The sequence below is a fragment of the Allorhizobium sp. GW101-3B10 genome, assembly GCF_059424725.1.
Genome location: NZ_JBWKZR010000001.1, coordinates 4246988 through 4273448 on the forward strand (window position 1 = coordinate 4246988; position 26461 = coordinate 4273448).

Consider the following 26461-nt stretch of genomic DNA (forward strand, 5'->3'; position numbering starts at 1 on the left):
ATCGCCAATGCCATGCGGCTGAGCGCGCTCGACGAGGTCGCCGAGGCGATCGGGCTGCGCGCCGGCCAGGCGCTCGCCGAGGCGCGCGCCATCTGTCCGGCGCTCGACGTCGCCGAGGACGACATGCCGGCGGACCGGCGCTTTCTCGAGGCGATCGCCGACTGGTGCGACCGCTATACGCCGCTGGTGGAGCTGGACGGCCTGGACGGGCTGATGCTCGACATCACGGGCTGCGCCCATCTGTTCGGCGGGGAGGCGAAGCTTGTCGCCGAACTGCTCGACCGGCTTCTTCAGCTGGGGCTCGATGCGCGCGGGGCGATCTCCTCGACGCCCGGCCTGTCCTGGGCGGCCGCGCGTTTTTCCGGCCATGCGGTGGTGGCCGACAGCGACATGGTGCGGGTTCTCTCACCCCTTCCCCTGGCGGCGCTCCGGATCGACGCGGGCATGGCGGCGGCGCTGGCGCGGGTCGGGCTCAAGCAGGTGGGCGATCTTCTGACGGCGCCCCGCGGGCCGCTGACCCGGCGCTTCGGTCCCGGCCTGCTGCTGCGGCTCGACCAGGCGCTCGGGCGCGAGGGGGAATCGATCGTGCCCCGCCGCCCGGTCGCCCTGCTTTCGGTCGAACGGCGGCTGGCGGAACCGATCCGCGACGAGGAGGTGATCCTCGACCTGACCGGTCGGCTGGCGGCGGGCCTGAAATCGGGCCTCGACGCGCGCGGCGAAGGCGGCCGGCTGTTCGAACTCCTGCTGTTCCGGGTGGATGGCCGGGTGTTCCGGATCGAGATCGGCGCGGCGTCGCCGCTCAAGGATGCCCGGCGCATCCAGGCGCTGTTTTCCGAACGGCTCGGCGTGCTGCATGACGACCTCGATGCCGGCTTCGGTTTCGAGATCGTCCGGCTCAACGTCTTGCGCACCGAGGCCCTGGCCGAAACGCAGGGCAGTTTCGGGACCCGCCCGCGGCAGGAGGATGCGGCCCTCGACTTCATCGACCGGGTGACGGCCCGTTTCGGCGAAGGCTGCCTCACGCTCCCCGTCACCCATGCGAGCCATTGGCCGGAACGCGCCTCCGGCCTTTTGCCGCTCGCCGAGGCGGCGGCGCCGGCCGCCGCGCGTCTGCCCGCTCCGCCGGTCCGCAGCGAAAGGCCGATTCGACTCTTTGCCCATCCCGAACCGGTGGAGGTGACCGCCGAGGTGCCCGACGGTCCGCCCGCCAGCTTCCGCTGGCGCCGGGCCCAGCACAGGGTGGCGCGGGCCGAGGGGCCGGAACGGCTGGCGCCGGAATGGTGGATCGACGGCGAGGAGGCCTCGCCGCGCGACTATTTCCGCATCGAGGACAGCGCCGGCCACCGTTTCTGGCTCTTCCGCCAGGGTCTCTACGAGCGCGGATCGGCCCGGCCGAGCTGGTTCATGCAGGGCATATTCGCATGAGCGCCCCGGCCTTCTTCGAGATCGGCTGCCGCAGCAATTTCTCCTTCCTGGAGGGGGCCTCGCATCCGGAGGAGATGGTGGCGACCGCCGCCCGGATCGGCCTTTCGGGTCTTGGGCTTGCCGACCGCAACACGGTGGCGGGTGTGGTGCGCATGCATGCCGCAGCGAAGATCAAGGGCTATGTCTTTCGGCCGGGGGCGCGGCTCGCCTTTGCCGACGGAGCGCCGGAGCTTGTCGCCTATCCGATGAACCGGCGCGGCTGGGGCCATCTCTGCCGCCTGCTGAGCGCGGGAAACCTGCGTTCGCAAAAGGGCGTGTGCACGCTTTACGAAGACGATCTCGTCGAATGGGCGGAAGACCTGATGGTCGCGGCGATGGTGCCGAGCTTTGCGACGAACGCCGAGGCTAAGGATTACGGCGCCCGGCTGGCGCGACTGGCGGAGCCCTTCAAAGGTCGGCTCTATCTGGCGCTCGTGCCGCGTTACGACGGCCTCGATCGCCTTTCCTTCAGTCGCATCGAGCAGATGGGGCAGAGGCTCTCGCTGCCGCTGATCGCCAGCAACGACCCCTTCTACCACGCGCCCGAGCGCAAGCCGGTGGCCGATGTGGTGACCGCCATCCGCGAGCATGTGACGGTGGCCGACGCCGGCTTCCGGCTTCACGCCCACGCCGAGCGGCATCTGAAGGAGCCCCGGGAAATGGCACGCCTTTTCCGTGCCTATCCGCAAGCGGTCGCGGCGACCGCCGAGTTCTTCGGCCGGCTCGATTTCTCCCTCGACGAACTCAGCCATCAATATCCCGACGAGGCGATCGGCGGCGAGACGACCGACCGGGCCTTGCGCCGGCTGACCTATGAGGGGGCGGCCGGGCGGTTTCCCGGCGGCATTCCGCGGAAGATCGCCGACCTTCTCGAATACGAGCTGAACCTGATCGGCGAGAAGCGCTACGAACCCTATTTCCTCACCGTCCACCGCATCATCGGTTATGCCCGCTCGGAAGGCATTCTCTGCCAGGGGCGCGGCTCGGCCGCCAATTCCGCCGTCTGTTACTGCCTCGGCATCACCGAGGTGAACCCGGAAAAGACGACCCTGCTGTTCGAGCGCTTCATCTCGACCGAACGCGACGAACCGCCGGACATCGACGTCGATTTCGAGCACGAGAAGCGCGAGAAGGTGATCCAGTTCATCTATCAGACCTATGGCCGTGAACATGCGGCGCTGACGGCGGCGGTCATCAACTACCGGGCGCGTTCGGCGGGGCGCGAGACGGCCAAGGTGTTCGGCCTGTCGGAGGATGTGCAGACGGCGCTTTCCGGATCGATCTGGGGCTGGTCGACGGCCGATCTGTCGGCGCGCGAGGCCAGGGCCGCGGGCCTCGACCTCACCGATCCGACGACCCGGCGCGTGCTCGACTATGCCTCGACGCTGATGGGTTTTCCGCGCCATCTCTCGCAGCATGTCGGCGGCTTCGTCATCACCCGCGACCGGCTGGACGAGGTCGTGCCGATCATGAACACGGCAGACGGGCGCTACATGGTCGAGTGGAACAAGGACGACCTCGATACGCTGAAGATCCTGAAGATCGATGTCCTGGCACTCGGCATGCTGACTTGCCTAGCCAAGGCGCTGACCTTGCTTGCCGACCATTACGAGCGACCCATGACGCTTGCCTCCTTCCTCGACGACGAGAGGCCGGAGGTCTATGACATGATCTGCCGGGCCGATACGCTGGGCGTCTTCCAGATCGAAAGTCGGGCGCAGATGAGCATGCTGCCGCGGCTGAGGCCGCAAGTCTTCTACGACCTAGTGATCGAGGTGGCGATCGTCCGGCCCGGGCCAATCCAGGGCAATATGGTGCATCCCTACCTGAAGAACCGGAAGGACAGGGAGGCCGGCCGCGAGATCACCTATCCGAAACCCGAGCTGGAAGCGGTGCTAAAACGCACGCTGGGGGTTCCGTTGTTCCAGGAACAGGCGATGCAGATCGCCATCACCGCCGCCGGCTTCAAGCCGGCCGAGGCCGACCAGCTGCGCCGGGCCATGGCGACCTTTCGCCGGACGGGGCAGGTGGCCAATTTCCGGCAGCGCTTCATCGACGGCATGCTGCAGCGGGACTATACGCTGGAATTCGCCGAGCGTTGCTTCAGCCAGATCGAGGGGTTCGGCGAATACGGCTTTCCGGAAAGCCATGCCGCCTCCTTCGCGCTGCTGGTCTATGCCTCCGCCTGGATGAAGACCTTCTATCCCGACGTCTTCTGCGCGGCCCTGCTCAATTCCCAGCCGATGGGGTTCTATGCGCCGGCGCAGCTGGTGCGCGACGCGCGCGAGCACGGGGTCGAAGTGAGGCCGGTCGACGTCAATGCCTCTTCCTGGAACAGCATTCTGGAGGCGGGCGGCTTCGACGTCCGGCGGGTCGCGCCACGGCACGCCTCGATGCGCCGGGTCATCCTGAGCACCAAGGCGGTGCGGCTCGGTTTTCGGCAGGTCAAGGGCCTGTCGGAGGCGGACATGGACCTGCTCGTGGCGCGCCGCGGCAGCGGCTATGCCTCGGTCCGCGACCTGTGGAAACGCACGGGCCTGTCGCGCTCGGCGATCGAGCGGCTGGCGGATGCCGATGCCTTCGCCTCGCTGGGCCTCAGCCGCCGCGAGGCGCTCTGGGCCGCCCAGGCGCTCGATCAGCAGGCCGCCGTCGAGCACCTGCCACTCTTCGCCGGGGCTGCGGATGCCGACCTGCAGGTCGAGGCGGAGGTCTCGCTGCCGCTGATGCCTGCGGGCGAGCAGGTCATCCATGACTACCGCGTGCTGTCGCTGTCGCTGAAGGCCCATCCGCTCTCCTTCCTGCGCGAGGAGCTTGCCCGGGGCGGTGTGCTCGTTTCATCGGCGCTCGAGGAGACGGCCAATGGACGGCGTGTCGAGGTGGCGGGCCTGGTCTTGGTACGCCAGCGGCCGGGCTCGGCCAAGGGGGTGATCTTCATGACCATCGAGGACGAGACCGGGGTCGCCAACATCATCGTCTGGCCGAAGACCTTCGAGCAATACCGGACCATCGTCATGGGCGCCCGGCTGGTGAAGGTGCGCGGGCGGCTGCAGAAGGCCGACGGCGTGATCCACGTGGTCGCCGAGCATCTGGTCGATGCGACGGAGAAGCTCGGCCTGCTCCGCGAGGAACTCAAGGATTTCGGCGGGCTTGCCCATGCCGACGAGATCCGCCGCCCGGTCAACGAGCACCGCTATGACGGCAAGTCGACCGGAGCGCTGGCGCGGCTGATCCGCGACGTGCCGGACCTCGCCGGCGACGTCCGCCAGGCCATGCCGAAGGGGCGGAATTTTCACTGAAATGCGCGGCGGTTCCATCCCGGCGGCCGGCTTGTGCATTCATTGCCGGCTTGCATCGGAAATTTTCTTGACAAGGGCCATCCTGTTTAGCAGAAAGGAGGGGCTGAAAGTCATGTTTGGAAGAGCGTAGAGGCCATGCTGGTCTGCAGCTGCAATTACATCACCGACAAGGACATCAAGGACGTCATCAACGAACTCCTTGACGAGGACTGTTGGCAGTTGATCGTTCCGGCGAAGGTCTATCATGCCATGGGCAAGCGCGGCCGCTGCTGCGGCTGCTTCCCCAATGTCGTCGAGATCATCATCCGCACCACCGAAGAATACCACGCCGCCCGCCAGACCGACGGTGCCGACGTCGTCGATTTCATGGAGCGCCTGAAGCGTTTCCACGAGGAGCAGAAGACGGCCATCCTCGAGCGTCGCCAGCGTGCCGCCCAGGTGGCCTGAGCGCATCGACGCCGGGGTTTCCCCTCTCTTTCGTCAAGAGGCCGAAAGATGCGGCTTGCGTCGTGGAGATATCCACCCATTTTCGCGCCGCGCCGGCCCACGAGCTGTCTCAATGCCACCGGCCGCGATGGCTTCCGCAGGACGTGGTGCTCGCCCGCTTCCGGTCCCCTCCGTATGCGCGTGCCATGGCACGACCGGCCCCTGTACAACGGCGCCCCTTGTCGGCGGTACGGCCTTGCACGGGAAATGGATGGCGGCGCATGCTGCGCCAGGCCCCCTCTGCTTTACCAGGCCTCTTCCCGTTTTCACCATTCGGACGCGGCATTCGGGTCGCCGCGGTCAAGGCCGGTTTCCTTCGATGGGAGAGTGCACTAGATTGAGATGAAAGCAGAATTTCCCCGGCGCGTTCGCGTCTGTCGCGACGACAGGAGCGAACGGGCTTAGTTCTTACCGACAAAACCACAGAAGAAGGGACCCGTCATGAAGGGTGATCAAAAAGTAATCGAACGGCTGAACGAGGCACTGTTCCTGGAATTGGGCGCCGTCAACCAGTACTGGCTGCACTACCGCCTCCTCGACGACTGGGGCTACACCAAGCTCGCCAAGAAGGAGCGCGCCGAATCGATCGAGGAGATGCAGCATGCCGACAAGCTGATCTCGCGCATCATCTTCCTCGAAGGGCACCCGAACCTGCAGACGGTCGCGCCGCTGCGCATCGGCCAGAACGTCAAGGAAGTGCTCGAGGCCGACCTCGCCGGCGAATACGACGCCCGCACTGCCTACAAGGCCTCGCGGGACATCTGTTACCAGGCCGGCGACTATGTCAGCATGAAGCTGTTCGAGGAGCTGCTGATGGACGAGGAAGGCCATATCGACTTCCTCGAAACCCAGCTCGACCTGCTCTCGAAGATCGGCGAACAGAAATATGGCCAGCTGAACGCCGATTCCGCCGACGCCGCTGAATAAGGCATTTGGGGGCCTGTCCGCAGAGGGCTGACCTCCGATTGGCGGCACGCCTTCTCGGCGGAGGTCGGCGATGCGGCCGGTGAGGCCTATGGTTATGGTCTCGGTCCCGGAGTTGTCTCTTCTCCGGGGCGCCGCTTGAAGGGCGAGGGCGGGTGCGATCCACGGCAGCACTTGCCGCCGGATGCTTCGAGGCCCTCGCTTTGCTCGGTCACCTCAGCATGAGGGCCGTGCTGCGGCCGGCCGTCCAGATTCCGCCTGCGGCGTGGATCCTCGGGTCAGGCCCGAGGATGACGGCGTTCACTTTCGAGCAGGGACCCCCTCCGGCGTTCGTCTCAGCGGAAAGAACGCGTCTCGGACCTTCTGTCCGCATTCGACGGTTCGTGGTCGGCGGCCGGCCGATTCCGTCTTGCGTTTCCGCAAGCGCCAACGGCTCCTGGAGACTTCTACCCACTCACCGCGGTCGTCATCTTCGGACTTGAGCCGAGGATCCACGGCGCAGCCTGCAACGTTTGCCGACCCAACGCTTTCCATGAGAATTCCTCTACGAGGGGCGACTGGCGCTGCCAAGCCGGTACACGGTGATCCGTCAACCCTGAGGTGGGAGCAAGTGCCCCTCGAAGGGCGAGGGCGGGTGGGGCGCGGTGACGTCCGAGCGTGCCGCCGGATGCTTCGAGGCCCTCGCTTTGCCCGGTCACCTCAGCATGAGGGTCGTGCTGCGGCCGGCCGGTTCCGTCTTGCGTTTCAGCAAGCTGCAACGGCTCTTGAAGACTTCTGCCCCTCACCGAGGTCGTCATCCTCGGGCCTGACCCGAGGATCCACAGCACGGCACGGGATGCCTGGAGCCCTACACTTCCACGCGAATACCGCAAAGAAGGGGGTGGAAAACTGCCATGCGGTACACGGTCAGCCCTCACCCTGAGGCGGGAGCGATCCTCGAAGGGCGGGGCGTGTGGAGAGTGTAGGCGTTCGAGTTTGCGGTTGGATTCTCCTGCCCCGCCGCGGCCAGACCGGGCGGAAATATAGCCGGCAATGCTTCGCCGCGTCTCGCCATTGACGGATCCAGCCAGATAGGCGCGAGTCCTGGCCCGGGGCTCGGCCATACGTCGTCACGGTCGCTGTCCTGGCTGGTTCTCTGCCACCCTGCCCTCATTTCCACTCGTGGACCTTGTCGGCGCGAAGCGGTCGGCTGTCCACCAGGATCGATGGGTCGGCGATCTTTGCGACATATTGCTCGGCATCCTGATCGTCGTTGAAGCCGACGAAGATCATGAACATGGACATGGCCTTGGGCTGGCCCTTCTTGCGGTAGGCGAAACGCACGGCGCAGGAGGGGTATTGCGAGCCGATCGTCAGGGCCTGCGCGGCCTCCTCACCTTTCAGGTTTTCCAGCTTGCCATTGAAGGCGAGGAACTGGCTGAGCGCCATGAAATGGTCGATGGCTGCGAATGCCGTGCTCTGGGCGATCTGGCGGTGGGCGCCATCGGGGCCGGAGCGACCATAGTAGAGGCTGTCGGTCTGGCCCTTCCGCCTCTTCGTCTCGTAGACGATGAGTTTGCCGGTGGCAGCGAGCTCAATGTGCACGTCGTAGGTCTGGAACCGCTCGGGATGCTGGTCGAGTTCGGCAAAGAGGGTGCGTAAGTGCCGCACGTAATCTGCATAGAATTCCACCGGCATGGCTCAACTCCCTTTGTTCGGCCTCCCATAGCATTGCCGGGCGGGACGAGGCTATAGACGCGCGAGCCGTCGAGGAAAGGGCGCACGATGCCTGTCGGGAACGGGACGTTCGTGCCGTCCATGGACGCCTGGGCGTCGAAAGGATCGGCATCCAGCCACTGATGAGGCGGGGTGATGGCAGGAAAGCAGATCGAACAATCGAGGGTCGACCCGTCACGGTCAGCCAGGACCGGTCGAGGCCCGCGGCTATTGAGGTCGCGCAGATCTCCCTTGCACCGGGCAATACCGAGGACTGTCACTTTTCGCTGGCTGCAGACTTGCGCCCGCCCCATGCCGCGCTACGTCGCCCCCTTCCTCATCATGCTGGCCGTCACCGGGCAAATCATGCGGCGGCCGGCCTTGCTGGTCGGCCGTGACGGGGAAGACCTCTACGCTGGCGGCGAGCCAGGTACTCGTCGCGCGGCAGGCCGTGCAACCCTTGGGGCCGTGCCCGGCAGCAGCCTCGTGCGGTATATCGCGGCGTGCGGCGATACCGTCGGCATCCCAAGCGACGCGCGCGTCTCTCAGCCGGCGAGGTGGCGGAATTCGGCGACCACCTGTTCGTAGACGCTGCGCTTGAACGGAACGATCAGGTCGGGGAGTTCGGCCATCGGCTTCCAAGCCCAGGCGTCGAATTCGGCCGTGTGGCCGCCCGGCGGCGGGTCGATGGCGATCTCGCTCTCGTCGCCCTCGAAGCGGAAGGCGAACCAGCGCTGCGTCTGGCCGCGATACTTGCCGCGAAGCCCGATGCCGATCAGTTCGGCCGGCAGGTCGTAATTGATCCAGCGGCTCGCCTCGGCGAGCAGCGACACGCTCCTCATGCCGGTCTCCTCGTAGAGTTCCCGCAGCGCCGCCGGCAAGGGATCCTCGCCGTCGTCGATGCCGCCCTGCGGCATCTGCCAGAGCATGGGCGAGCCGTCATATTCCGAATTGCCCACCGGGATGCGCCGCCCGGCCCAGACCAGGCCCGCCGGATTGAGCACCATGATGCCGACGCACGGGCGATAGGGCAGGTCCTCGGCGCGGATTTTCGCGGAAACGGTCTTTTCCATCATGTCCCCCTTACTGTTCGGCATCGGCCGCAAGGGCGGAAACACCGACGATTTCAATCCCCCGGCCGGTTGCCTCGTCACTCCATTGGCGGATCGCGGCAATCGTCTCGTCGAAGGCCGAGGCGATGCCGATCGCCTGGCCGTTGCGGCGGGCGATGCGTTCCAGCTCGTCGAGCTTGGCCAGCACCGCCGCCTTTTCCGGCTGGCCGTCGAGCAGCAGGTTGCCCTGCGCATAGGGCATGCCGATCGCCTTGGCAAAGCTGTCGGTCAGCGAACGGGCCGTCGAGCCGTCGTCGAGGAAGAGCAGGCCGCGCGCGCCGATGTCGCGCATGACCGGCTCGAAGGCCGTGGCGTCCGACATGTATTTCGCGCCCATGTAGTTCATGACGCCGGTATAGTTGGTGATGCGGCCCATGGCCTCGTGCAGCTTCTTCAGCGCCTCGCCGGGCTGGTCTGTCGTCAGAAGCGTGCCGCGTCCGGGATTGTTGGCCGGATAGTCGAAGGGTTCGAAGGGCACCTGCAGCACGATCTCGTGGCCCTTGCGGCGGGCCTCCTGCATCCAGCGCGAGAGGCTGTTGCCGGTCGCGGCGAAGGCCAGCGTGATTTCTTCGGGCAGGTCGCGGATGGCGCGCTGGCTGCCGGTCTGACTGAGCCCGATGCCGCCGACGACGATGGCGACGCGGGTGGCGCGGGCGCCCGACCAGGGACGTGCATATTGCTCGAAGGGCCTCAGGCCATCGGGGCCGATGATCGGCAGGCGGCCCTCCGGCGTGTCCTCGAGCAGGTCGTCGTTGGGAAGGGCGGCGACGCGGCTGTCCTGGCCGATTGTCTGGCTGTCGATCAGCACGGGCCCGTTTCCGTCGCGCGGCTTGGGCGTGAACTTGGTGACGACCGAGCCGTCGTCGGTCACCGTGCGCTGCACGGTCGCTCCGCCGAGCGGCCGGCTGGTGGCGAGGTTCTGGCCGGGGCCGGCGGGCACGGTGGCGGGTGCTTGCGCCGTCTGGGCGTCCGTGCCGTCAGGCTTCGGCGCGGCGTCAGAAAACTGGCGCAGCGGCAGCGGGGCGAAGGCGGAATAGGTGGAGAGGCCGAGAATGGAGACGAGCGCCAGGCTGCCGAGCATGGTGCCGAACGAAGGCCAGCGACGCGGCGATCTTCCCGGCCTGCGGCCCTGGCCGAGCGGTGCATGGAGATCGGCGCTCAAGGTCTATGCGCTCCCGTCGGGTGGCGAATGCAAGCGGGCGCCGGATCGCTCCGGCGCCCCCATTTCTTACTTTGCCACGACGGCCTTGGCCGGGTCGGCCGGGAAGGACGGATCGGTCTTGGCGCCGCGCAGCAGGTCGAGCGCGTAGTTCAGCTGGACGTCGTCCTTGGCTTCCGGCGGCACATAGGCGACCGAACCGGAGCCTTCTTCGCTCTCGTTCTGGCCCTTGATGTGACCCTTGAGAGCCGATTCGCCCTCGGCGCGGACCTTGCCCTGCAGTTCTTCCGGCAGCGGCTGTTCGACCTTGATGTCCGGCTCGATGCCGGTGCCCTGGATCGAGCGGCCCGACGGCGTGTAGTAGAGCGCCGTGGTCAGCCGCAGTGCGCCCTTTTCGCCCATCGGGATGATGGTCTGGACGGAACCCTTGCCGAAGGAGCGCGTGCCGAGCACGGTTGCCCGCTTCAGGTCCTGCAGCGCGCCGGCGACGATTTCCGAAGCCGAGGCCGAGCCGCCGTTGACGAGAACCACCAGCGGCTTGCCATCGGTCAGGTCGCCCGCGCTGGCGTTGAAGCGGCGCGTGTCTTCCGGATCGCGCGAACGGGTGGAGACCACTTCGCCGCGCTCGAGGAAGGCGTCGGAGACGTAGATTGCCTGGTCGAGCAGGCCGCCCGGATTGAGGCGCAGGTCGAGGACGAAGCCCTTGAGCTTGTCGGCCGGCACTTCCTTCTGGATCTTGAGGATGGCGGCTTCGAGATCGTCATAGGTCTTCTCGGTGAACGAGATGACGCGCAGATAACCCACATCACCTTCGACGCGCGACTTGACGGCGCGGATCGGGATGATTTCGCGGACGATGGACAGTTCGATCGGCTTGTCGGCACCCTTGCGCAGGATGGTGAGCTTGATCGGCGTGTTGACCGCGCCGCGCATCTTCTCGACCGCTTCCTCGAGCTTGAGCCCGCGCACCGATTCGCCGTCGATTTCGGAGATGAAGTCGCCGGCCAGGATGCCGGCCTTGGAGCCCGGCGTGTCATCGATCGGGGTGATGACCTTGACCAGTTCCTCTTCCATCGTCACTTCGATGCCGATGCCGCCGAATTCGCCGCGCGTCTGCGTCTGCATGTCCGCCGCATCCTTGGCGTTCATGTAGGTCGAGTGCGGGTCGAGCGAGGTGAGCATGCCGTTGATGGCGTTCTCGACCAGCTTTTCCTCGTCCGGCGGCGTCACGTACTGCGCGCGCACGCGCTCGAAGACGTCGCCGAAAATCGACAATTCCTTGTAGGTGGAGGTGCCGGCGGCCTGTGCAGGAATGCCGGCCGAATAGAGAACGCTCATCGCGGTCGCACCCATGAGCGCGCCGACGAGAACAAGAGAAGCCCTACGAATCATTCTGTGCCTTTCCAGAGCCGCTTCCGGTCCACCACTCGCGGGAATCAACCGGTTTTCCATCTTTCCGAAATTCTATGTAAAGGGTCGGGCGATCCGTTTCCAGCGCCAATGCCGTAGCGCTCGCCACTCTTTTCTCCCCCATCACCGCCAAGGGCTCGCCGGAAAGAACGAACTTGCCCTGACCGGTGTTGATGCGGTCCATGCCGGACAGTACCACATGATAGCCGTCGCCGGTATTCAGGATGATCATCTGTCCGTAACTGCGGAATTCACCGGCGTAGACGACCCAGCCGTCGGCGGGTGCGGTCACCAGGGATCCTGGCGCCGAGGCGATGACCATGCCCTTGGCCTCGTGCCCCGTTCCGTCCGGATCGCCGAACTGGCGCAGGATTTCTCCCGTCGCCGGCAGTTCCAGTTTCTGCTTCAGATCGGAGAAAGCATATGCCGGGGCAATGCGGTTTTTATCGGGCAATGACGATGCCGCCAGCTCCCTGGCCTTCTGCCTCTGCTCGTCGCTGAGCTTGCGCAGCCGCTCCTCCTCGGCGCGGGCCCTGTCGGCCGCTTCGCGCACCGAACGGATCTCGGTCTCGAGGCTGGCGATCAGGCCCTCCATGCTCGATGCGCGGGCCGCGAGCTCTTCGGCGCGGCGCTTCTCGGTCGCGAGTTCGAGCGCGTTCCGGCGCGACAGCCGGTCGTTTTCGACCAGCAGCAGGTCCATGCGCCGTTCCTCCTCCTGCCGGCTGGCGATCGTGGTGACCAGCGTCTCGGTCTCCTTCTCGCCTTCCGTGCGCAGGCGCACCAACTCGGCGAGATCGGCGGCGAGCTTTTCGGTTTCCTTGCGGATGCCGGGCACGACGGCGCCAAGCAGGATCGCGGTTCTGACCGAGGCGAGCGCGTCCTCTGGGCTGACGAGCAGGGCTGGCGGCGGGTTTCGGCCCATGCGCTGCAGGGCGGCCAGCACCTCGGCGAGAATGGCGCGGCGATCCTTGAAAGAGTGGCGGATCTTGTCTTCGCTCATACCAAGCTCGGCGAGCTTCTTCTCGCCGGCGGCGATCTTGCGCTCCAGATCCTTGCGGCGGGCGGCGGATTGGATCAGCGCCTGCTTGAGGCTCTCCGAGGTCTTGGAAAGGGCGGCGATGCTCTCTTCCAGTTCGGTGGCCTTCTCGTCGGAGACCCGCATCGAGCGGGCAAGCTCCTGCAACTCCCGGCCAACTTCGTCGCGTTTCTGGCGCAGCGCCAGGGCCGCGTCATCGGCGGCGGGATCGGGTGTCGCGGGATCGGCTGCCACCGGGGCGGGCGGGGCGGTCACGGGCGGCGTGGGACCTTGAGCGATGGCGCGCGTATGCGGGTCTAGAAGCGGTCCGCCCAGCAGCATCGCAGACGCCAGCAGCATCGCGCGGACCGCGGGGCGGCGCTCGGCTGGCTTGGCGGTGATGGATGGACGGTCGTCGTGTCGCAAGGCTCTATCCCGGTTCGCGGCGGAAAATACGCTGATTTGCCCCGCCACGCAAAGCGGGCGATCCGGAGGCCCGATCGCGGGTGTCAGGCGCGATGATAGGGATGGCCGGACAGGATGGTCACGGCACGATAAAGCTGTTCGGCGAGAAGGATGCGCACCAGCTGATGCGGCCATGTCATGCGGCCGAGATTGAGGACGAGCTTGGTCTTTTCGCGAAAGTCGGGGTCGACGCCGTCAGCCCCGCCGATGACGATGGCAAGGTCCCGCTGGCCGCGGTCGCGGTGATCGCCGATCAGTTCGGCGAATTCCTGGCTGTCGAGCGCCTTGCCGCGCTCGTCGAGGATGATGACGAGGGCACCTTCCGGCATGGCCTTCACCAGCTCGGCAGCCTCCTCGCGCTTGCGGGTCGCGGCATTGGAGGAGCGGCTTTCGGCGATTTCGACCGAGCGGAGGAATTCGAGCCCGCAGGCGGGCCCGGCCTTGGCGAAGCGGTCGAGATAGCGGGACGCGAGTTCCTTCTCCGGCCCGGCCTTCAGCCGGCCCACGGCATAGATGCCCACGCGCATGTCTCGATCCTTCCATTTCGGCCGCGCAACCCACACGGCGGCAAAAGCGCGACGCTTGCCGCTTGTCAGGGCTTCGCTGCTACCGCCAGGCGGCAGCGGGCCGTCGGTGTCAGTGCAGGGTGCCTTCCTCGATGTCCGGAGCAGCCCACATCTTTTCGATGTTGTAGAACTCGCGGATTTCGGGGCGGAACACATGCACGATGATGTCACCGGTATCGATCAGCACCCAATCGCCGGCTTCCAGTCCCTCGACGCGGGGAGAACCGAAGCCCTCGTCCTTGAGATCGGAAATCAGGTGCTCGCTGATCGCCGCCACATGCCGGTTCGAGCGCCCGGAGACGACGACCATGTAGTCGCCCAGCGCGGATTTCCCGACAATGTTGATGGTGACGATATCTTCTGCCTTGGAGTCCTCGAGGCTCGCGAGGACCAGCTCAAGCGCGCGGGCTGCGGCATCGGCGCCACGTTCCGGGCTTTTCGGGATGACGGCATGCGCCTTTCCCTTGGTGTGTACTGTTGTCAGAGTTTTTCCTTTCTTTGCGTAACAGCACGAGGTGATTCCCACGATCGGAAATCACCCCAAGAAAGTGGCACCGTTCCGTTCATCTTTCAAGGGATCGGCCAAAATACGCGCGGCACCGGGAAAACGTCAGCGGCTTTGCGCTTCGCGCAGCGCGGTCGAGGAGAGAGGCGAACGGGGGCCGTGGATGAAGGTCCAGGCCGGCGCCTTCTTCTTCCACAATACGCCGGCGTCGTCCTCGTCGATTCGGGCATAGTCGAAGGTGCGGGCCATCTTCGACGAGAGGTAGGCGAGCGTCGAGCCGGGCCGGTCGATCACGGCAATCGGGAAGGTCATGGCGATGCGATGCCATTGCTGCCAGCGGTGGAAGCTCGCCAGATTGTCCGCGCCCATGATCCAGATGAAACGGGCGCGGGGATTGCGCGCCTTCACAAAGTCGAGCGTGCGTGCCGTGTAGCTGGTGCCGAGCGTCTTTTCGAAGGCCGTGACCTTGATGCGCGGATCGTCCGCAAGCGCCTCGCATTTCGCCAGCCGCTCGGACAGCGGCGCCAGGTTGCCGCGGCTTTTCAGCGGGTTGCCGGGGGTGACGATCCACCACAGCTGGTCGAGGCCGAGGCGGCGAAGGGCAATCTCGGCGACCAGCGCATGGCCCTGATGCGGCGGATTGAACGAGCCGCCGAACAGGCCGATGACCATGCCCGGTTCGACGTGCGGCATGAAACGATGGCGATGGGCGATCGCTTCCTCAGTCACCTTAGGGTCGCACCTGTCCGGTGCCGTGCACCCGGTATTTGAACGAGGTCAGTTGTTCGACGCCGACGGGACCGCGCGCATGCATCTTGCCGGTGGCGATGCCGATCTCGGCGCCCATGCCGAACTCGCCGCCATCGGCGAACTGGGTCGAGGCATTGTGCAGCAGGATCGCCGAATCGATCTCGTTGAAGAAGCGCTCGACGACAACCGGATCCTCGGCGATCACCGCTTCGGTGTGATGGGACGAATAGCGGGCTATGTGATCGATCGCGCCCGACACGCCGTCGACGATGGCCACCGCGATGATGGCGTCGAGATATTCGGTACGCCAGTCTTCTTCCGTTGCCGGCTTGAAGCCCGGATGGATCTTCAGCACGGTCGGCGAGGCGTGGATAACGCAGCCGGCTTCCGTCAGGGCCTCCAGGATCGGCATGAGATGGGTGCCGATCGCCGCGCTGTCGACGAGCAGGGTCTCGGCCGCGCCGCAGATGCCGGTGCGGCGCATCTTCGAATTGACGACGATGCGCCTGGCCATGTCGAGATCGGCCGAGGCGTCGACATAGACGTGGCAGAGTCCTTCGAGATGGGCAAAGACCGGAACGCGCGCTTCCGACTGGACGCGGGCGACGAGGCTCTTGCCGCCGCGCGGCACGATCACGTCGACCGACCCGCCGAGACCGGTCAGCATGGCGCCGACCGCGGCGCGGTCGGGCACGGGAACAAGCTGGATGGCATCCGCCGGCAGGCCGGCCTTTTCCAGGCCCTTGACCAGGCAGGCATGGATCGCCCGCGAGGAATTGAGCGAGTCCGAACCGCCGCGCAGGATCACGGCATTGCCGGACTTGAGGCACAGCGCGCCGGCATCGGCCGTCACGTTGGGGCGGCTTTCGTAGATCACGCCAATGACGCCGAGCGGCGTGCGCACCCGCTCGATGTGCAGGCCGTTGGGGCGGTCCCAGGCGGCGATCACTTCGCCGACCGGATCCTTCAGCCCGGCCACCGCGCGGATGCCCTCGGCCATTGCGGCGATGCGGCCGGGATCGAGCGTCAGGCGGTCGACGAAGGAGGCGGCAAGGCCGCTGTCCTCGGCATTCTTCAGGTCGATCGCATTGGCCGCCAGGATGGCCTGCTCGTCGGCGAGAATGGCGTCGGCCATGGCCGCGAGCGCGCTGTTCTTCGCCTGCGTCGAGGCGATCGCCAGGGGCCGGGCGGCGGCGCGAGCGCGCCTGCCGATGTCCAGCATCAGCGCATCGACGTCGGTCAGATCGGCTTTTGCCTTGTCAAGCATGGGCTTCGTCCTTCTTGTCGGCATGCACAGGCTCATGCTTGTGCGCCGGATCGGTCATCACCAGGTCGTCACGATGGATCATGGCGGCGCGACCGGCATAGCCGAGAATGGCCTCGATCTCGGAGGATTTGCGGCCGGTGATGCGGCGCGCCTCCTCGGCGTCGTAGCCGGCGAGGCCGCGGGCGATTTCCCGCCCCTGCGTGCCGATCACCGAGACGGTGTCGCCCCGGCTGAACTGGCCGACGACCTGGCGGACGCCGGCGGGCAGCAGGCTCTTGCCGGCCTTCAGCGCCGTCTGGGCGCCGGCATCGACATGCAGTTCGCCGGCGGCCTGGAGCTGGCCGGCGATCCAGGTCTTGCGGGCGGTGACGGGGGTCTTGGCGGGGGCGAACCAGGAATGGCGGGCGCCGGTTTCGATGGCCTTCAGCGGGTGGTCGGTCTTGCCCGAGGCGATGATCATGGCGCAGCCGGCGCCGGTGGCGATCTTGCCGGCGTCGATCTTGGTGCGCATGCCTCCGCGCGACAGTTCGGAGGCGGCGCCCCCCGCCATGGCCTCGATCTCCGGGGTGATCTCGGCGATCGTGTCGAGGAAGCGGGCATCGGGATCGAGATGCGGCGGCGCGGTATAGAGTCCGTCGATGTCGGAGAGCAGGACCAGAAGGTCGGCGCCGGCCATGGTGGCGACGCGGGCGGCGAGCCGGTCATTGTCGCCGTAGCGGATCTCGGTGGTGGCGACCGTGTCGTTCTCGTTGATGATCGGCACGGCGCCGATCTTCAGGAGTTGCTGCAGCGTGGCGCGGGCGTTCAAGTAACGGCGTCGCTCCTCGGTGTCGCCGAGCGTCAGCAGGATCTGGCCGGCGACGATCGAGGAACGCGACAGGCTTTCCGACCAGTGGCGGGCCAGCGCGATCTGGCCGACGGCTGCGGCCGCCTGGCTTTCCTCGAGTTTCAGTCCGCCGGATGGCAGGTCGAGCACGGTGCGGCCAAGGGCGATCGCGCCCGACGAGACGACCAGCACGTCGACTCCGCGGGCCCTGAGCTCGGCGATGTCGTCGCAGATCGCGTCGAGCCAGGCCTTCTTCAGCCCGCTACCCCGATCGACCAGCAGGGCCGAGCCGATCTTGATGACGATGCGCTTGTAGCGCCTCAGCGTTTTGGCTCCGGCCGACATTTATTCATCGCCTTCCGTTTCCTGGTCGCGCTTGCGATTGCGGTCGCGTTTTTCCGGAAGCGGGATGTTGCCGCCCTCGGCGACGATGACGTCGCGCAATTGCCGGAGCGCCTCCGTCATGCCCTTGCCTGTAATGGCAGAGAGCAGAAGCGGGGTCTTGCCGCAGGCCTTCTTCAGTTCCTGCGCCTTCTTCTTCAGGCCGTCCTCGTCGAGCACGTCGATCTGCGACAGCGCAACGATCTCGGGCTTGTCCTCCAGTCCGCCGCCATAGGCTTCGAGCTCGTGCTTGACCGTCTTGTAGGCCTTGCCGACATGTTCTTCCTGGGCGGAGACGAGATGCAGCAGCACGCGGGTGCGCTCGACATGGCCGAGGAAGCGGTCGCCGATGCCGACGCCTTCATGGGCGCCCTCGATCAGGCCCGGAATGTCGGCGAGGATGAATTCGCGCTCGTCGACGGTGGCGACGCCGAGGTTCGGATGCAGCGTGGTGAAGGGATAGTTGGCGATCTTCGGGCGCGCCCGGGTGACGGCTGCGAGGAAGGTCGACTTGCCCGCATTGGGAAGCCCGACCAGGCCGGCATCGGCGATCAGCTTGAGCCGCAGCCAGACCGTCTTTTCCTCGCCTTCCAGGCCGGGATTGGCCCAGTTCGGCGCCTGGTTGGTCGCCGACTTGAAATGCGCATTGCCGAAGCCGCCATTGCCGCCCTTGGCGATGCGGAAGCGCTGGCCCTCGACCGTCATGTCGACGATCAGGGTCTCGTTGTCTTCCTCGAAGATCTGCGTGCCGACCGGCACCTTCAGGGTCACGTCCTCGCCATTGGCGCCGGTGCGGTTGCGGCCCATGCCGTGCGTGCCGGTCTTGGCCTTGAAATGCTGCTGGAAGCGGAAGTCGATGAGCGTGTTGAGGCCATTGACGGCCTCGACCCAGACATCGCCGCCGCGGCCGCCGTCGCCGCCGTCCGGACCGCCGAACTCGATGAATTTTTCGCGGCGGAAGGAGACGCTGCCGGCGCCACCGTCACCGGAGCGGATATAGACCTTTGCCTCGTCGAGAAATTTCATGCTTCTGCCAATTGATTGCGGGTCGGGATGAGCGGGATTGTTTGGGCCATCGATATAGCCGGTTGAGCCGGAGGTCAAAGAGTATCGTCATATTCTTCCGTCCGCCCGATGGCGGAACGCCGCTCTGATGTCCGTTGTCAATGCGTTGGGCGCGAGGAAGCTACCGTTCCGGAGAAACGGCTGTTCATGATGATGATCGCGTATGGGTGGAGGCGGAACTCAAGGACGTCGGTGATCAAGCTCTGATGCGCGGGTTGGCTACCGCATTCCCGATTGTGCGTCCGGGGCTATTCCGATCTTACTGCGGGCGTCGGTCGAATGCCGGCCACAAAGCGTCTGACGGGTGTTCCCCTGCCGTTGTTCCGCCCCCGCCCATGCGCGAGATGCAAGTTCGATGCGGCGATCTACGATCTGATCGACTGCGCCTCCCTTGCAACGGCCCACATGAAGCCACTCAACTCGCGGGCAATGGCGGTACAAACCACCGTCGTTCGCTTTCCTCGTCCGGTCAGCATTCGATAACGAGCCGTCAACCGGCTCTGAGCCTTCCATGCTATCTCCCGCACTTTCGGCGGCGCTTGCTCCATACGGTACAGCTTCCTCGCGCCAACCTTCGGCGGATGGCGATATGTCCAGGCGCTCTCGACCAGCATGTGCCGAACACGCCCATTGCCTGCCTTGGTGATTGAACCCCGTCTGACTATCTCACCCGTTGATCGCTCACCAGGAACCAAGCCGAGATAGCCCATCAATTGGCGGGGGCTCTCAAATCGGGTGACGTCACCGACCTCTGTTGCGAAGGTGACGGCGACGATCAAATCGACCCCTCGTAACGTCTGTAGAGCTCGAACGACGGGCGCGAGAGACCAAGTGGGGATAAACTCCTCAATCACCTTGTCCAGTCGTTCGACGCGCTCCTTCGAGAGGCGCACCGCCTCGACCATTTCCTGCAAAGCGATCTGATGCGCGGGGTGATCGAACTGTTGCTCCTGCAGCCAGCACAGATATCGCATCGTCCAGCCCTTCTTGCGTGGATAGATGCGACTATGCTTGAGCATAAAGGCACTTACCTGTTGCCGATGAACCCGTAATGTCTCGACCGCAGCAGCTCGAGCACGAACAAGATCGCGCATAGCCTCATGGCCCTCGTCGGGAACCCACACTGCCGTGAGCTCGCCGGCCCTCAATAGCCGGGCGAGCGCGAGCGCGTCTCGACGGTTCGTCTTCACCCTGTCGCCAGGCTTCCTCGGGATCAATGACGGGGCGACAACCATGCATTCATGGCCAAGGGATTTGATCAGCCGATGGAGGCCATAACCGGTCGGGCCGGCTTCATAGCAGAAATGCACGTGATCAAACTTCGCGGCTATTCGCTGAATTATGCGACGCATGCTGACATCGGATGCATCAACCTCGCCGAAATAGCGTACCTCTCCGTCCCGGCCAGATTCGGCAACAGCAATCGCATTCTTCAGCTTGGCGACATCGATTCCGACAAAAGCTTCTCTATAATCTGCCACGGCTCGTCCTCCTGTGATGAGGATCGGCTCGGCCCGTCCGAGCAACCCTCGGAAGACCAGTGTAGGGCGAGCCACCTCAGGCGCGAAGACGGACATACGGTCTTACGGCCGGCTGGCCGGGCGTTGCTGCGCACCTTGGGCGAGGTCCGGGGCGACGATGCGCCGCCCCGGGCCGGGTTTGTCACGGCCGGCGGAAGTCCGCCTCGGTCAGCCGCGTTTCGATATGCGGGGCCACCGCATTGCGGGCGCGGGAGTAGAGATCGCCGCAGCGCAGGATCGAAAAGCCGAGCTTTTCCTGGATGCGCAGCGAGGCCGCATTGTCGGCGAAGGCACCGGAATGCAGCTCCGCCTCCGGCATGCGGCGGAAGAAGCGCTCGATCGCCGCACCCGCCGCCTCGCTCATCAGGCCCTTGCCCCAGTAGTAGCGGTTTAGCCAGTAGCCGAGATGCCAAAGGCCGTGGCGCAGCTCGATCGAAACCACGCCGAGATGAACGTCGTCGCCGGCGGTGATGGCGAGCGACCAGTCGGGCGTGATGCCGCAGGTGACGCGGCTCAGCCAGTCGGTGGCGTCCTGTCGGTCATAGGGAACCGGCACGCGCGCCAGCATGCGCACGACCTGATAGTCGCTGAACGATTCGACGATCGCCTCCGCGTCGCTCATGCGATGCGGGCGCAGGGTGAGCCGCGTCGTCTCGATGACCGGGCAGGGCCCGGGCATCGAAGGCATGCTCTTCTTCAGGGGCGCGTTCATCACCGCATCTCCCCCCAGCTCTTCAGCGACATCCAGGTCTTGCGGTCGAGCCTGTACCATTCGACCGGCATCATGCCGCCCATGGCCAGGCTGCCGACCATGCCGGAGCCCTGGAACTGGAAGCCGCACTTCTGGATTACCCGACGCGAGGCGATGTTGGTGACCCGGCAGCGCGCGTCGATATGGGCGATGTCGCGGGTGCGAAACGCCATGTCGATCAGCGCATGGGCGGCCTCCGTGGCATAGCCCCTGTTCCAGTGCGGTTCGCCGAGCCAATAGCCGATCTCCAGCGTGTCGGCGTCGTTGACATGCGGTTCCAGCGCGCAGCAGCCGAGGAATTCGCCGTTTTCGGCCTTGGTGATCGCATAGACGCATTTGCCAATCTCGCCAGCATTCGTGCGTCGCACGAAATCGGCCGCATCGCGTGCCGTGTACGGGTGCGGCATGCGCGATACCATGGTGGCAACGGCGGCGTTGTTGGCGAGATGGGCAAGGGCGTCGATGTCTTCCTCGTGGGGCGCGCGCATGACGAGCCTCTGCGACAGCAAGACGGGGCAATCGCTCCGTAACCGATCCGGCCTCAACCGGTCCTGGGGTGACCGCGAGGGGTCGACCCTCGATAGTTCGATCTGCATGGTTCAGTCTCCTTCTGGTTGAAAAGGCATAAGAAAAAGGGGAGATGGCGCCCCATCTCCCCTGTTTTCTAGACTGAACCTGGTACGGCCAGCCGGGTCGATGAGACGCCGGCTGTTTAGAGCGTTACCGGCTTTATTCCGCTGCTTCCGCCGCTTTCGGCATCACCGACACGTAGACTCGGCCGTTGGCCTTGGTACGGTAGGCGACATTACCGGCGGTGAGAGCAAAGATCGTATGATCCTTGCCCAGGCCGACGTTTGCGCCCGGATGCCACTGGGTGCCGCGCTGACGCACGATAATGTTGCCCGGAACGACGACTTCGCCGCCGAACTTCTTCACGCCAAGGCGCTTGGAATTCGAATCGCGACCGTTACGCGACGAACCGCCAGCTTTTTTGTGTGCCATTGGAGTTCTCCTTTAGAACCTGTTGTCTCGTTGACCGTTACGCAGCGACGATGTCGGTGATGCGAACGACGGTATGGTGCTGGCGATGGCCGCGCGAACGCTTGGAATTCTGGCGACGACGCTTCTTGAACGCGATCACCTTCTTGCCACGGTTGTGCTCGACGACTTCAGCCTTGACCGATGCGCCGGCCACGAAGGGCAGGCCGATCTTGGCATCGGCACCAACGCCGACCATGAGAACCTCAGTGAATTCGATAGTCGCACCAGCTTCGGCTTCCAGCTTTTCGATGGTCAGCACGTCGTTGGCGCTCACGCGGTACTGCTTACCGCCCGTCTTGATGACTGCGAACATTGGTTATCCTTTCATGTTCGTTCCGGCTCTGCCTGGCAACCAGGCGGCCGTCTTCTTGTCAGTCGATGTTGAAGCAGGCCCCGATATCGTCAACGATCGCGGTGCCTGCCGGTGGAGTTCCGCCGGGGCGGAGAAATCAGGACACAGTTAGCCCATGTCTAATTCACGGCTCGCATACGTGACGGGTCAAAAACTGTCAAGATGAAAGCACGAGATAGTTGGATTTTCGCCCTTGCAAGCCCGACATTTGCCCGCTAAGAGACAGCCCGCGCACAACTTGCGCCGACCAGCAAAGCGGAGAGGTGGCTGAGTGGTCGAAAGCACCGCACTCGAAATGCGGCATACGGGCAACCGTATCGTGGGTTCGAATCCCACCCTCTCCGCCATTTAATCGTCAAACATATTGATTTAAATAAGTTAATTCAAGTGTAGCGCAGGGCGCCCCACAAAAACACCCACATTGCCAATGCAGCCATAGCCCGTCGTAGTCGGTAACGACCAAAATGGGCCGTGGAACGAACCCGCTGCGCGGGAGGGCGTCTACGGCTGAGGTAGAGGGCGCTGGCTGGAGATTGCGCCTGGATTGAACGTCTTCCGGCAAGGGCAGAGCATGACGGGCTTCTTTAACAAAGGAGCCTGATCATGCAGTACCCCCAACCCGACACACCCATCAGCCCGCTGCGCCAGCGGTTGATCGACGACATGAACATGCGACGTTTCTCACGCGAAACGCAGCGCAACTATCTTCGCGACATCGGACGCCTGGCGACCTTCCTCGGGCGGTCACCAGACACGGCGACCGCCGACGATCTGCGCCGGTTCCAGATCGAGCAGCAGAACGATGGCGTTCCCGTTCCGACGATGAACAGCATCGTGTCGGCGTTACGCTTCCTCTTCACCCAGACCCTCGACCGCCCGGACCTGGCGCGCAGGCTCGTCCGGCTGGCGCATCCTCGGAATCTGCCTGTGGTGCTGAGCCGCGACGAGGTTGCCCGGTTGCTCAATGCCACCACCTGCCTCAAGCACCAGGCAGCATTGTCGGTCGCCTATGGCGCCGGCCTCCGTGTTGCGGAGGTGTCGATGCTGAAGGTCGCCGACGTCGACAGCGAGCGGATGCTGCTGCGCGTCGAGCGTGGCAAGGGCGGGCGCTATCGCAATGCCATGCTTTCGGAGGACCTGCTCACCCTGCTGCGCCAGTGGTGGAAGGTGGGGCGGCAGCAGGGTGTGATGCATCGCGACGGCTGGTTATTCCCCGGCCAAAACGCAATGAAGCCGATCAGCACGCGGCAGCTCTATCGCATCGTCGTTGAGGCGGCCCAGGCCGCCGACATCGCCAAGCGGGTCGGGCCGCATACGTTGCGCCATAGCTTCGCCACCCACCTGCTGGAGGACGGCACGGACATTCGGATCATCCAGGTCCTTCTCGGACACGCAAAACTCAACAACACCGCCCTCTACGCAAAGGTGGCGACCAGGACGGTCCGCACAGTTACGAGTCCGCTCGACACGCTCGGTCTGTTCAAGCCGGAAGAGGCCTTCCCCGACGGTTGAGCCTTGCGTGCCTCGATCGAGGTCGCCGACATCTTCCGTGCTGCCGGGGCGGCGTACCGGCGCGCCCATGCAGGGCACCTGAGCCTGCAGCAACTGAAGGTGATGTCGGCGGTTGAGAACTGCCGCACTGCAGCGCTGGGCGGTCACGTCGAGGCCTGCGAGGACTGCGGCCAGTGGCGGATCGCCTACAACTCCTGCCGCAATCGGCACTGCCCAAAGTGCCAGGGCGCGGCGGCACGGACATGGCTTGCCGAACGCGAGGCCGATCTGCTTCCAGTCGGCTACTTCCACGTCGTGTTCACGCTGCCGGCCGAGGTCGCCGACATAGCGTTCCAGAACAAAGCGCTCGTCTACGACCTGCTGTTCAAGGCGGCGTCGGAGACGATGCTGACCATCGCGGCCGATCGCAAGCATCTCGGCGCGCGCATCGGCATCACCGCCGTGCTCCACACCTGGGGATCGGCGATGACGCACCATCCGCATGTGCACATGATCGTGCCTGGCGGTGGCATCGCGCCGGACGGTAGCCGATGGATATCATCGCGCCCGGCTTTCCTGCTTCCTGTACGCGTACTCGGCAAACTGTTTCGACGGCTGTTCCTTGCCCGGCTGGTCGCTCTGCACGATGCCGGGCGGCTCTGCTTCTTTGGCGCACTTGCTCATCTCGCCGAGCGGCAGACATTCTTGCGGCATCTATCGCCGGTCCGAAAGAAACGCTGGGTGGTCTATGCCAAAGCGCCGTTCGCAGGGCCGGAGGCAGTGCTCGCCTACCTGTCCCGCTACACCCACCGGGTCGCAATCTCGAACCGCCGCCTGATCACCTTCGACGAGACTGGCGTCACCTTCCGCTACAAGGACTACCGCCGCGACGTCTGCGACCGACAGCAGATCATGACGCTCGCGGTCGATGAGTTCATCCGCCGCTTCCTGCTCCATGTCTTGCCGCGCGGCTTCCATCGTATCCGGCATTACGGCCTGCTCGCCGGCTCAGCCCGCAAGACCAGCCTCGTGCTCGCTCGCGAACTGCTGCACGTCGCCGTACCGGCCGATGACGACACACCAGGCGAACCGGATGACTTCCGCCCGCCATGCCTCTGCTGCGGCGGACGAATGATCGTCATCGAGGTGTTTGAACGCTGGAGGCAGCCGCGAGGACCACCGGATGCGACGGCGACGAACCGGGAGACAGCTTCATGACCCGGCATGGCATGGTCCAGGCTTCAGCCGCAGGCGCCTCGCCTCCGGCAACCGACCCACGCGCATTCATGGTGATTATCGCCGCCGACAGGGTCGCGACGAGCCGGGCGCCGGGCCGGCTATACCGCGCGGATGCGCAACGAAGCGGCCTGTCCGCATCCATCACCCCACTCTCTGGCTGCGGTCGCGCCACCGCAGACATCAGCCGTAGATCGAAATCTCCATAGCCTCCGACTGTGGTCCGCGGGTTCCTTCCTCGGGGACTTTCGTACGCCTGCCGGCGCCCGAAACTCTTCACGTCAGCCGACTGGCAGCTTCCGAGTTCGGGATGGCGATTGCAGACACTCAACCTGCTGGGATTAAGGTCGCGAACGAGTCCATTCGCGACTTTGTGATGGCGGGCCGAACTCGAATATTGGTGCAGGAACGGGCAAGGAACTGACGGAGCGGCCATTCATTGCAGGTCACGAGGTGTCATTTGCCGAAGACCGAGAGTTCGCCTCATCTGCCTTTTCTCTTGCAGATACCAGGGCTTGTGTTGGCCGGAGCGGCCCATGTTGTTGACTGATGGCCAAAGCCAGGACACAAATGCGGCACCCACGATCGCTCGCGGCGGGAAAATAACAGGGCGAGGACGCCACGCTCATCATTGTCTGAGGCGAGGACTATCTTGCAACTGATCCGCTCGCGCGCTCGGTCTCCTGCCGGACGAGGCAGCGAGGCGCCGCCTGGTCGCCGTCTTCAACAGGTCCTCGGGCAGGGTGAGAAGTCACGTCATGAACACGAGAACCCGCCCTGCTGCACCCAAGAGTTTATTTTTCTCGGGCTTGCTATTTTTAGGGGCGCCACCATATTCATAGAAGTGATAGCCATTACACGGGCACTGTCACTTTCGGGGCGGCACGCACCCTGGCCCCAAGCGAGGAGGACTTCATGTCTTCCGACAATCTCTACGGATCTATCAATTCAAGTAACATGGGCGGCCTAAGCGAAATGCGGGCGGGTGCGGTGTTCAGGTATGCTTACCCCATGCCCGACCGCGTTCGGGATGCTGCGCGTTTCGTAACTGCACAACATCAACACGGCGCTCGTAGCCTCGCGGATCTGCGTTCTTCCGTGGCACAGCGCGCTCTGCCGGCCGAGATTCTGCTCGCCCCTTCCCGCGAGGCGAACATATGACCCTCTCATTCCCCAATCCATCTCGCAGCTATGACGAAAGTCGGCACAGCGTACGCTTCGTCGGTCATGACGGCCTCACGCAGATTCGCTTCTTCCTGCCGGTCTCCATCCTCGCAGACGACCTGATCGCTCGGATGCCGACCGAGACGGACTACCTTTCTGCGTTCGACGGCAAGCGCAAAGAGATCTTCGAGGTGGCGCGCAAGGCCTACGTGTCGCGACGCAGGGATATGATCGAGCTCGATCAGACAAGCTTCGGACGCAGCTCTTGAAGCGCGGACCGATGACAGTCTCGGCACAATCCATGACTGACCCTCGCAGGCAGGGGCGTTGCCACATGCTGCGCGACGGGATGGGCCAAGACCGGCCGCCGCAGATCATGGTGGCCGACCAAGGTCGCCAATCAGACATGCCCGATTGCGCCACCGATCGACGCCGCATGCGCGGTTTTGACGAAGGCATCCCACGAGGTCGGGCCGGCAATTGGCGACCAACGAATTCCAGCATGGTCGCGACCGGCCAA

22 protein-coding genes, 1 tRNA gene and 1 pseudogene are annotated in these 26461 nt (G+C 64.9%); 8 read left to right on the plus strand and 16 right to left on the minus strand.

Annotation, left to right across the window (positions count from 1 at the left end):
• The first annotated feature begins 12 nt into the window (after positions 1 to 12).
• From AC07Y0_RS20890 to bfr, 4 genes and pseudogenes are all read left to right on the plus strand, one after another.
• Complete coding sequence (locus tag AC07Y0_RS20890; RefSeq protein WP_498680297.1) at positions 13 to 1425, plus strand: Y-family DNA polymerase; 1413 nt, start codon at positions 13 to 15, stop codon at positions 1423 to 1425.
• Positions 1422 to 4760: an error-prone DNA polymerase gene (locus AC07Y0_RS20895; RefSeq protein WP_498679573.1), complete on the plus strand. Its 3339-nt coding sequence runs from the start codon at positions 1422 to 1424 to the stop codon at positions 4758 to 4760. Before AC07Y0_RS20890 ends, AC07Y0_RS20895 begins: the two co-directional genes overlap by 4 nt.
• 1 nt (position 4761) lies before the next feature.
• Positions 4762 to 5207, plus strand: a pseudogene (locus AC07Y0_RS20900) ((2Fe-2S)-binding protein).
• A gap of 480 nt (positions 5208 to 5687) precedes the next feature.
• Positions 5688 to 6173, plus strand: coding sequence for a bacterioferritin (gene bfr / locus AC07Y0_RS20905; RefSeq protein WP_028737309.1), 486 nt, complete (start codon positions 5688 to 5690; stop codon positions 6171 to 6173).
• 1146 nt (positions 6174 to 7319) lie between these two features.
• Here the strand turns inward: bfr and AC07Y0_RS20910 are convergent.
• The 16 genes from AC07Y0_RS20910 to rplU form a co-directional block, all read right to left on the minus strand.
• Complete coding sequence (locus AC07Y0_RS20910; RefSeq protein WP_498679574.1) at positions 7320 to 7847, minus strand: hypothetical protein; 528 nt, start codon at positions 7845 to 7847, stop codon at positions 7320 to 7322.
• 563 nt (positions 7848 to 8410) lie between these two features.
• The gene (locus AC07Y0_RS20915; protein ID WP_498679576.1) at positions 8411 to 8938 is read right to left on the minus strand and encodes an RNA pyrophosphohydrolase; all 528 of its coding nucleotides are present in this window, start codon (positions 8936 to 8938) and stop codon (positions 8411 to 8413) included.
• Positions 8939 to 8948: 10 nt separating this feature from the next.
• Positions 8949 to 10139, minus strand: coding sequence for a divergent polysaccharide deacetylase family protein (locus AC07Y0_RS20920; protein WP_498679577.1), 1191 nt, complete (start codon positions 10137 to 10139; stop codon positions 8949 to 8951).
• 66 nt (positions 10140 to 10205) lie between these two features.
• Positions 10206 to 11528 (minus strand): S41 family peptidase, encoded by a 1323-nt coding sequence (locus tag AC07Y0_RS20925; RefSeq protein ID WP_498679578.1) that lies wholly within the window; start codon positions 11526 to 11528, stop codon positions 10206 to 10208.
• A complete protein-coding gene (locus tag AC07Y0_RS20930; protein ID WP_498680298.1) occupies positions 11518 to 12903 on the minus strand; it encodes a murein hydrolase activator EnvC family protein in 1386 nt (461 codons plus the stop codon). Before AC07Y0_RS20930 ends, AC07Y0_RS20925 begins: the two co-directional genes overlap by 11 nt.
• Positions 12904 to 13070: 167 nt before the next feature.
• Positions 13071 to 13553, minus strand: a complete 483-nt coding sequence (rlmH, locus tag AC07Y0_RS20935; RefSeq protein ID WP_498679579.1) for a 23S rRNA (pseudouridine(1915)-N(3))-methyltransferase RlmH — start codon at positions 13551 to 13553, stop codon at positions 13071 to 13073.
• Positions 13554 to 13662: 109 nt separating this feature from the next.
• Positions 13663 to 14112, minus strand: a complete 450-nt coding sequence (rsfS, locus tag AC07Y0_RS20940; RefSeq protein WP_498680299.1) for a ribosome silencing factor — start codon at positions 14110 to 14112, stop codon at positions 13663 to 13665.
• 90 nt (positions 14113 to 14202) lie between these two features.
• Positions 14203 to 14790 (minus strand): nicotinate-nucleotide adenylyltransferase, encoded by a 588-nt coding sequence (locus AC07Y0_RS20945; protein ID WP_498680300.1) that lies wholly within the window; start codon positions 14788 to 14790, stop codon positions 14203 to 14205.
• Between the two features lie 37 nt (positions 14791 to 14827).
• Positions 14828 to 16114, minus strand: a complete 1287-nt coding sequence (locus tag AC07Y0_RS20950; RefSeq protein ID WP_498679580.1) for a glutamate-5-semialdehyde dehydrogenase — start codon at positions 16112 to 16114, stop codon at positions 14828 to 14830.
• Positions 16107 to 17285 carry a glutamate 5-kinase gene (gene proB, locus AC07Y0_RS20955; RefSeq protein ID WP_498679581.1) on the minus strand — a complete coding sequence of 393 codons (1179 nt, stop codon included), beginning with the start codon at positions 17283 to 17285 and terminating at the stop codon, positions 16107 to 16109. The genes AC07Y0_RS20950 and proB overlap by 8 nt, the downstream gene beginning before the upstream one ends.
• On the minus strand, positions 17286 to 18347 hold the full coding sequence (gene obgE / locus AC07Y0_RS20960; protein ID WP_498679582.1) for a GTPase ObgE: 1062 nt from the start codon (positions 18345 to 18347) through the stop codon (positions 17286 to 17288).
• Positions 18348 to 18751: 404 nt separating this feature from the next.
• Positions 18752 to 19867, minus strand: coding sequence for an IS110 family RNA-guided transposase (locus AC07Y0_RS20965; RefSeq protein ID WP_498675509.1), 1116 nt, complete (start codon positions 19865 to 19867; stop codon positions 18752 to 18754).
• Positions 19868 to 20048: 181 nt separating this feature from the next.
• Positions 20049 to 20618: a GNAT family N-acetyltransferase gene (locus AC07Y0_RS20970; RefSeq protein ID WP_498679583.1), complete on the minus strand. Its 570-nt coding sequence runs from the start codon at positions 20616 to 20618 to the stop codon at positions 20049 to 20051.
• Positions 20618 to 21253 (minus strand): GNAT family N-acetyltransferase, encoded by a 636-nt coding sequence (locus AC07Y0_RS20975; RefSeq protein WP_498679584.1) that lies wholly within the window; start codon positions 21251 to 21253, stop codon positions 20618 to 20620. Before AC07Y0_RS20975 ends, AC07Y0_RS20970 begins: the two co-directional genes overlap by 1 nt.
• 133 nt (positions 21254 to 21386) lie before the next feature.
• Positions 21387 to 21659: a 50S ribosomal protein L27 gene (rpmA, locus tag AC07Y0_RS20980; RefSeq protein ID WP_454748028.1), complete on the minus strand. Its 273-nt coding sequence runs from the start codon at positions 21657 to 21659 to the stop codon at positions 21387 to 21389.
• Positions 21660 to 21696: 37 nt separating this feature from the next.
• Positions 21697 to 22011 (minus strand): 50S ribosomal protein L21, encoded by a 315-nt coding sequence (gene rplU / locus AC07Y0_RS20985; protein WP_454289005.1) that lies wholly within the window; start codon positions 22009 to 22011, stop codon positions 21697 to 21699.
• A gap of 296 nt (positions 22012 to 22307) precedes the next feature.
• Here rplU and AC07Y0_RS20990 point away from each other — a divergent pair.
• From AC07Y0_RS20990 to AC07Y0_RS21005, 4 genes are all read left to right on the plus strand, one after another.
• Positions 22308 to 22397: transfer RNA gene (locus AC07Y0_RS20990), tRNA-Ser, on the plus strand.
• Between the two features lie 256 nt (positions 22398 to 22653).
• A complete protein-coding gene (locus tag AC07Y0_RS20995) occupies positions 22654 to 23562 on the plus strand; it encodes a tyrosine-type recombinase/integrase (RefSeq protein ID WP_498675149.1) in 909 nt (302 codons plus the stop codon).
• Between the two features lie 3 nt (positions 23563 to 23565).
• Complete coding sequence (locus AC07Y0_RS21000; protein WP_498675150.1) at positions 23566 to 24759, plus strand: IS91 family transposase; 1194 nt, start codon at positions 23566 to 23568, stop codon at positions 24757 to 24759.
• Positions 24760 to 25934: 1175 nt separating this feature from the next.
• A complete protein-coding gene (locus tag AC07Y0_RS21005) occupies positions 25935 to 26210 on the plus strand; it encodes a DUF1488 family protein (RefSeq protein WP_498679585.1) in 276 nt (91 codons plus the stop codon).
• Positions 26211 to 26461 lie beyond the last annotated feature (251 nt).

Bases quoted from the DNA above. Each gene is read 5' to 3' on its own strand.
- AC07Y0_RS20950 (WP_498679580.1), bottom strand. From the start codon at position 16,114: ATGCTTGACAAGGCAAAAGCCGATCTGACCGACGTCGATGCGCTGATG.
- obgE (WP_498679582.1), bottom strand. From the start codon at position 18,347: ATGAAATTTCTCGACGAGGCAAAGGTCTATATCCGCTCCGGTGACGGT.
- rpmA (WP_454748028.1), bottom strand. From the start codon at position 21,659: ATGGCACACAAAAAAGCTGGCGGTTCGTCGCGTAACGGTCGCGATTCG.
- AC07Y0_RS20895 (WP_498679573.1), top strand. From the start codon at position 1,422: ATGAGCGCCCCGGCCTTCTTCGAGATCGGCTGCCGCAGCAATTTCTCC.
- proB (WP_498679581.1), bottom strand. From the start codon at position 17,285: ATGTCGGCCGGAGCCAAAACGCTGAGGCGCTACAAGCGCATCGTCATC.
- AC07Y0_RS20995 (WP_498675149.1), top strand. From the start codon at position 22,654: ATGCAGTACCCCCAACCCGACACACCCATCAGCCCGCTGCGCCAGCGG.
- AC07Y0_RS20910 (WP_498679574.1), bottom strand. From the start codon at position 7,847: ATGCCGGTGGAATTCTATGCAGATTACGTGCGGCACTTACGCACCCTC.
- rplU (WP_454289005.1), bottom strand. From the start codon at position 22,011: ATGTTCGCAGTCATCAAGACGGGCGGTAAGCAGTACCGCGTGAGCGCC.
- AC07Y0_RS20970 (WP_498679583.1), bottom strand. From the start codon at position 20,618: ATGAACGCGCCCCTGAAGAAGAGCATGCCTTCGATGCCCGGGCCCTGC.
- AC07Y0_RS20945 (WP_498680300.1), bottom strand. From the start codon at position 14,790: ATGCCGCACGTCGAACCGGGCATGGTCATCGGCCTGTTCGGCGGCTCG.
- AC07Y0_RS20925 (WP_498679578.1), bottom strand. From the start codon at position 11,528: ATGATTCGTAGGGCTTCTCTTGTTCTCGTCGGCGCGCTCATGGGTGCG.
- rlmH (WP_498679579.1), bottom strand. From the start codon at position 13,553: ATGCGCGTGGGCATCTATGCCGTGGGCCGGCTGAAGGCCGGGCCGGAG.
- AC07Y0_RS20915 (WP_498679576.1), bottom strand. From the start codon at position 8,938: ATGGAAAAGACCGTTTCCGCGAAAATCCGCGCCGAGGACCTGCCCTAT.
- AC07Y0_RS20975 (WP_498679584.1), bottom strand. From the start codon at position 21,253: ATGCAGATCGAACTATCGAGGGTCGACCCCTCGCGGTCACCCCAGGAC.
- AC07Y0_RS20890 (WP_498680297.1), top strand. From the start codon at position 13: ATGCGGCTGAGCGCGCTCGACGAGGTCGCCGAGGCGATCGGGCTGCGC.
- AC07Y0_RS20930 (WP_498680298.1), bottom strand. From the start codon at position 12,903: ATGCTGCTGGGCGGACCGCTTCTAGACCCGCATACGCGCGCCATCGCT.
- AC07Y0_RS21005 (WP_498679585.1), top strand. From the start codon at position 25,935: ATGACCCTCTCATTCCCCAATCCATCTCGCAGCTATGACGAAAGTCGG.
- bfr (WP_028737309.1), top strand. From the start codon at position 5,688: ATGAAGGGTGATCAAAAAGTAATCGAACGGCTGAACGAGGCACTGTTC.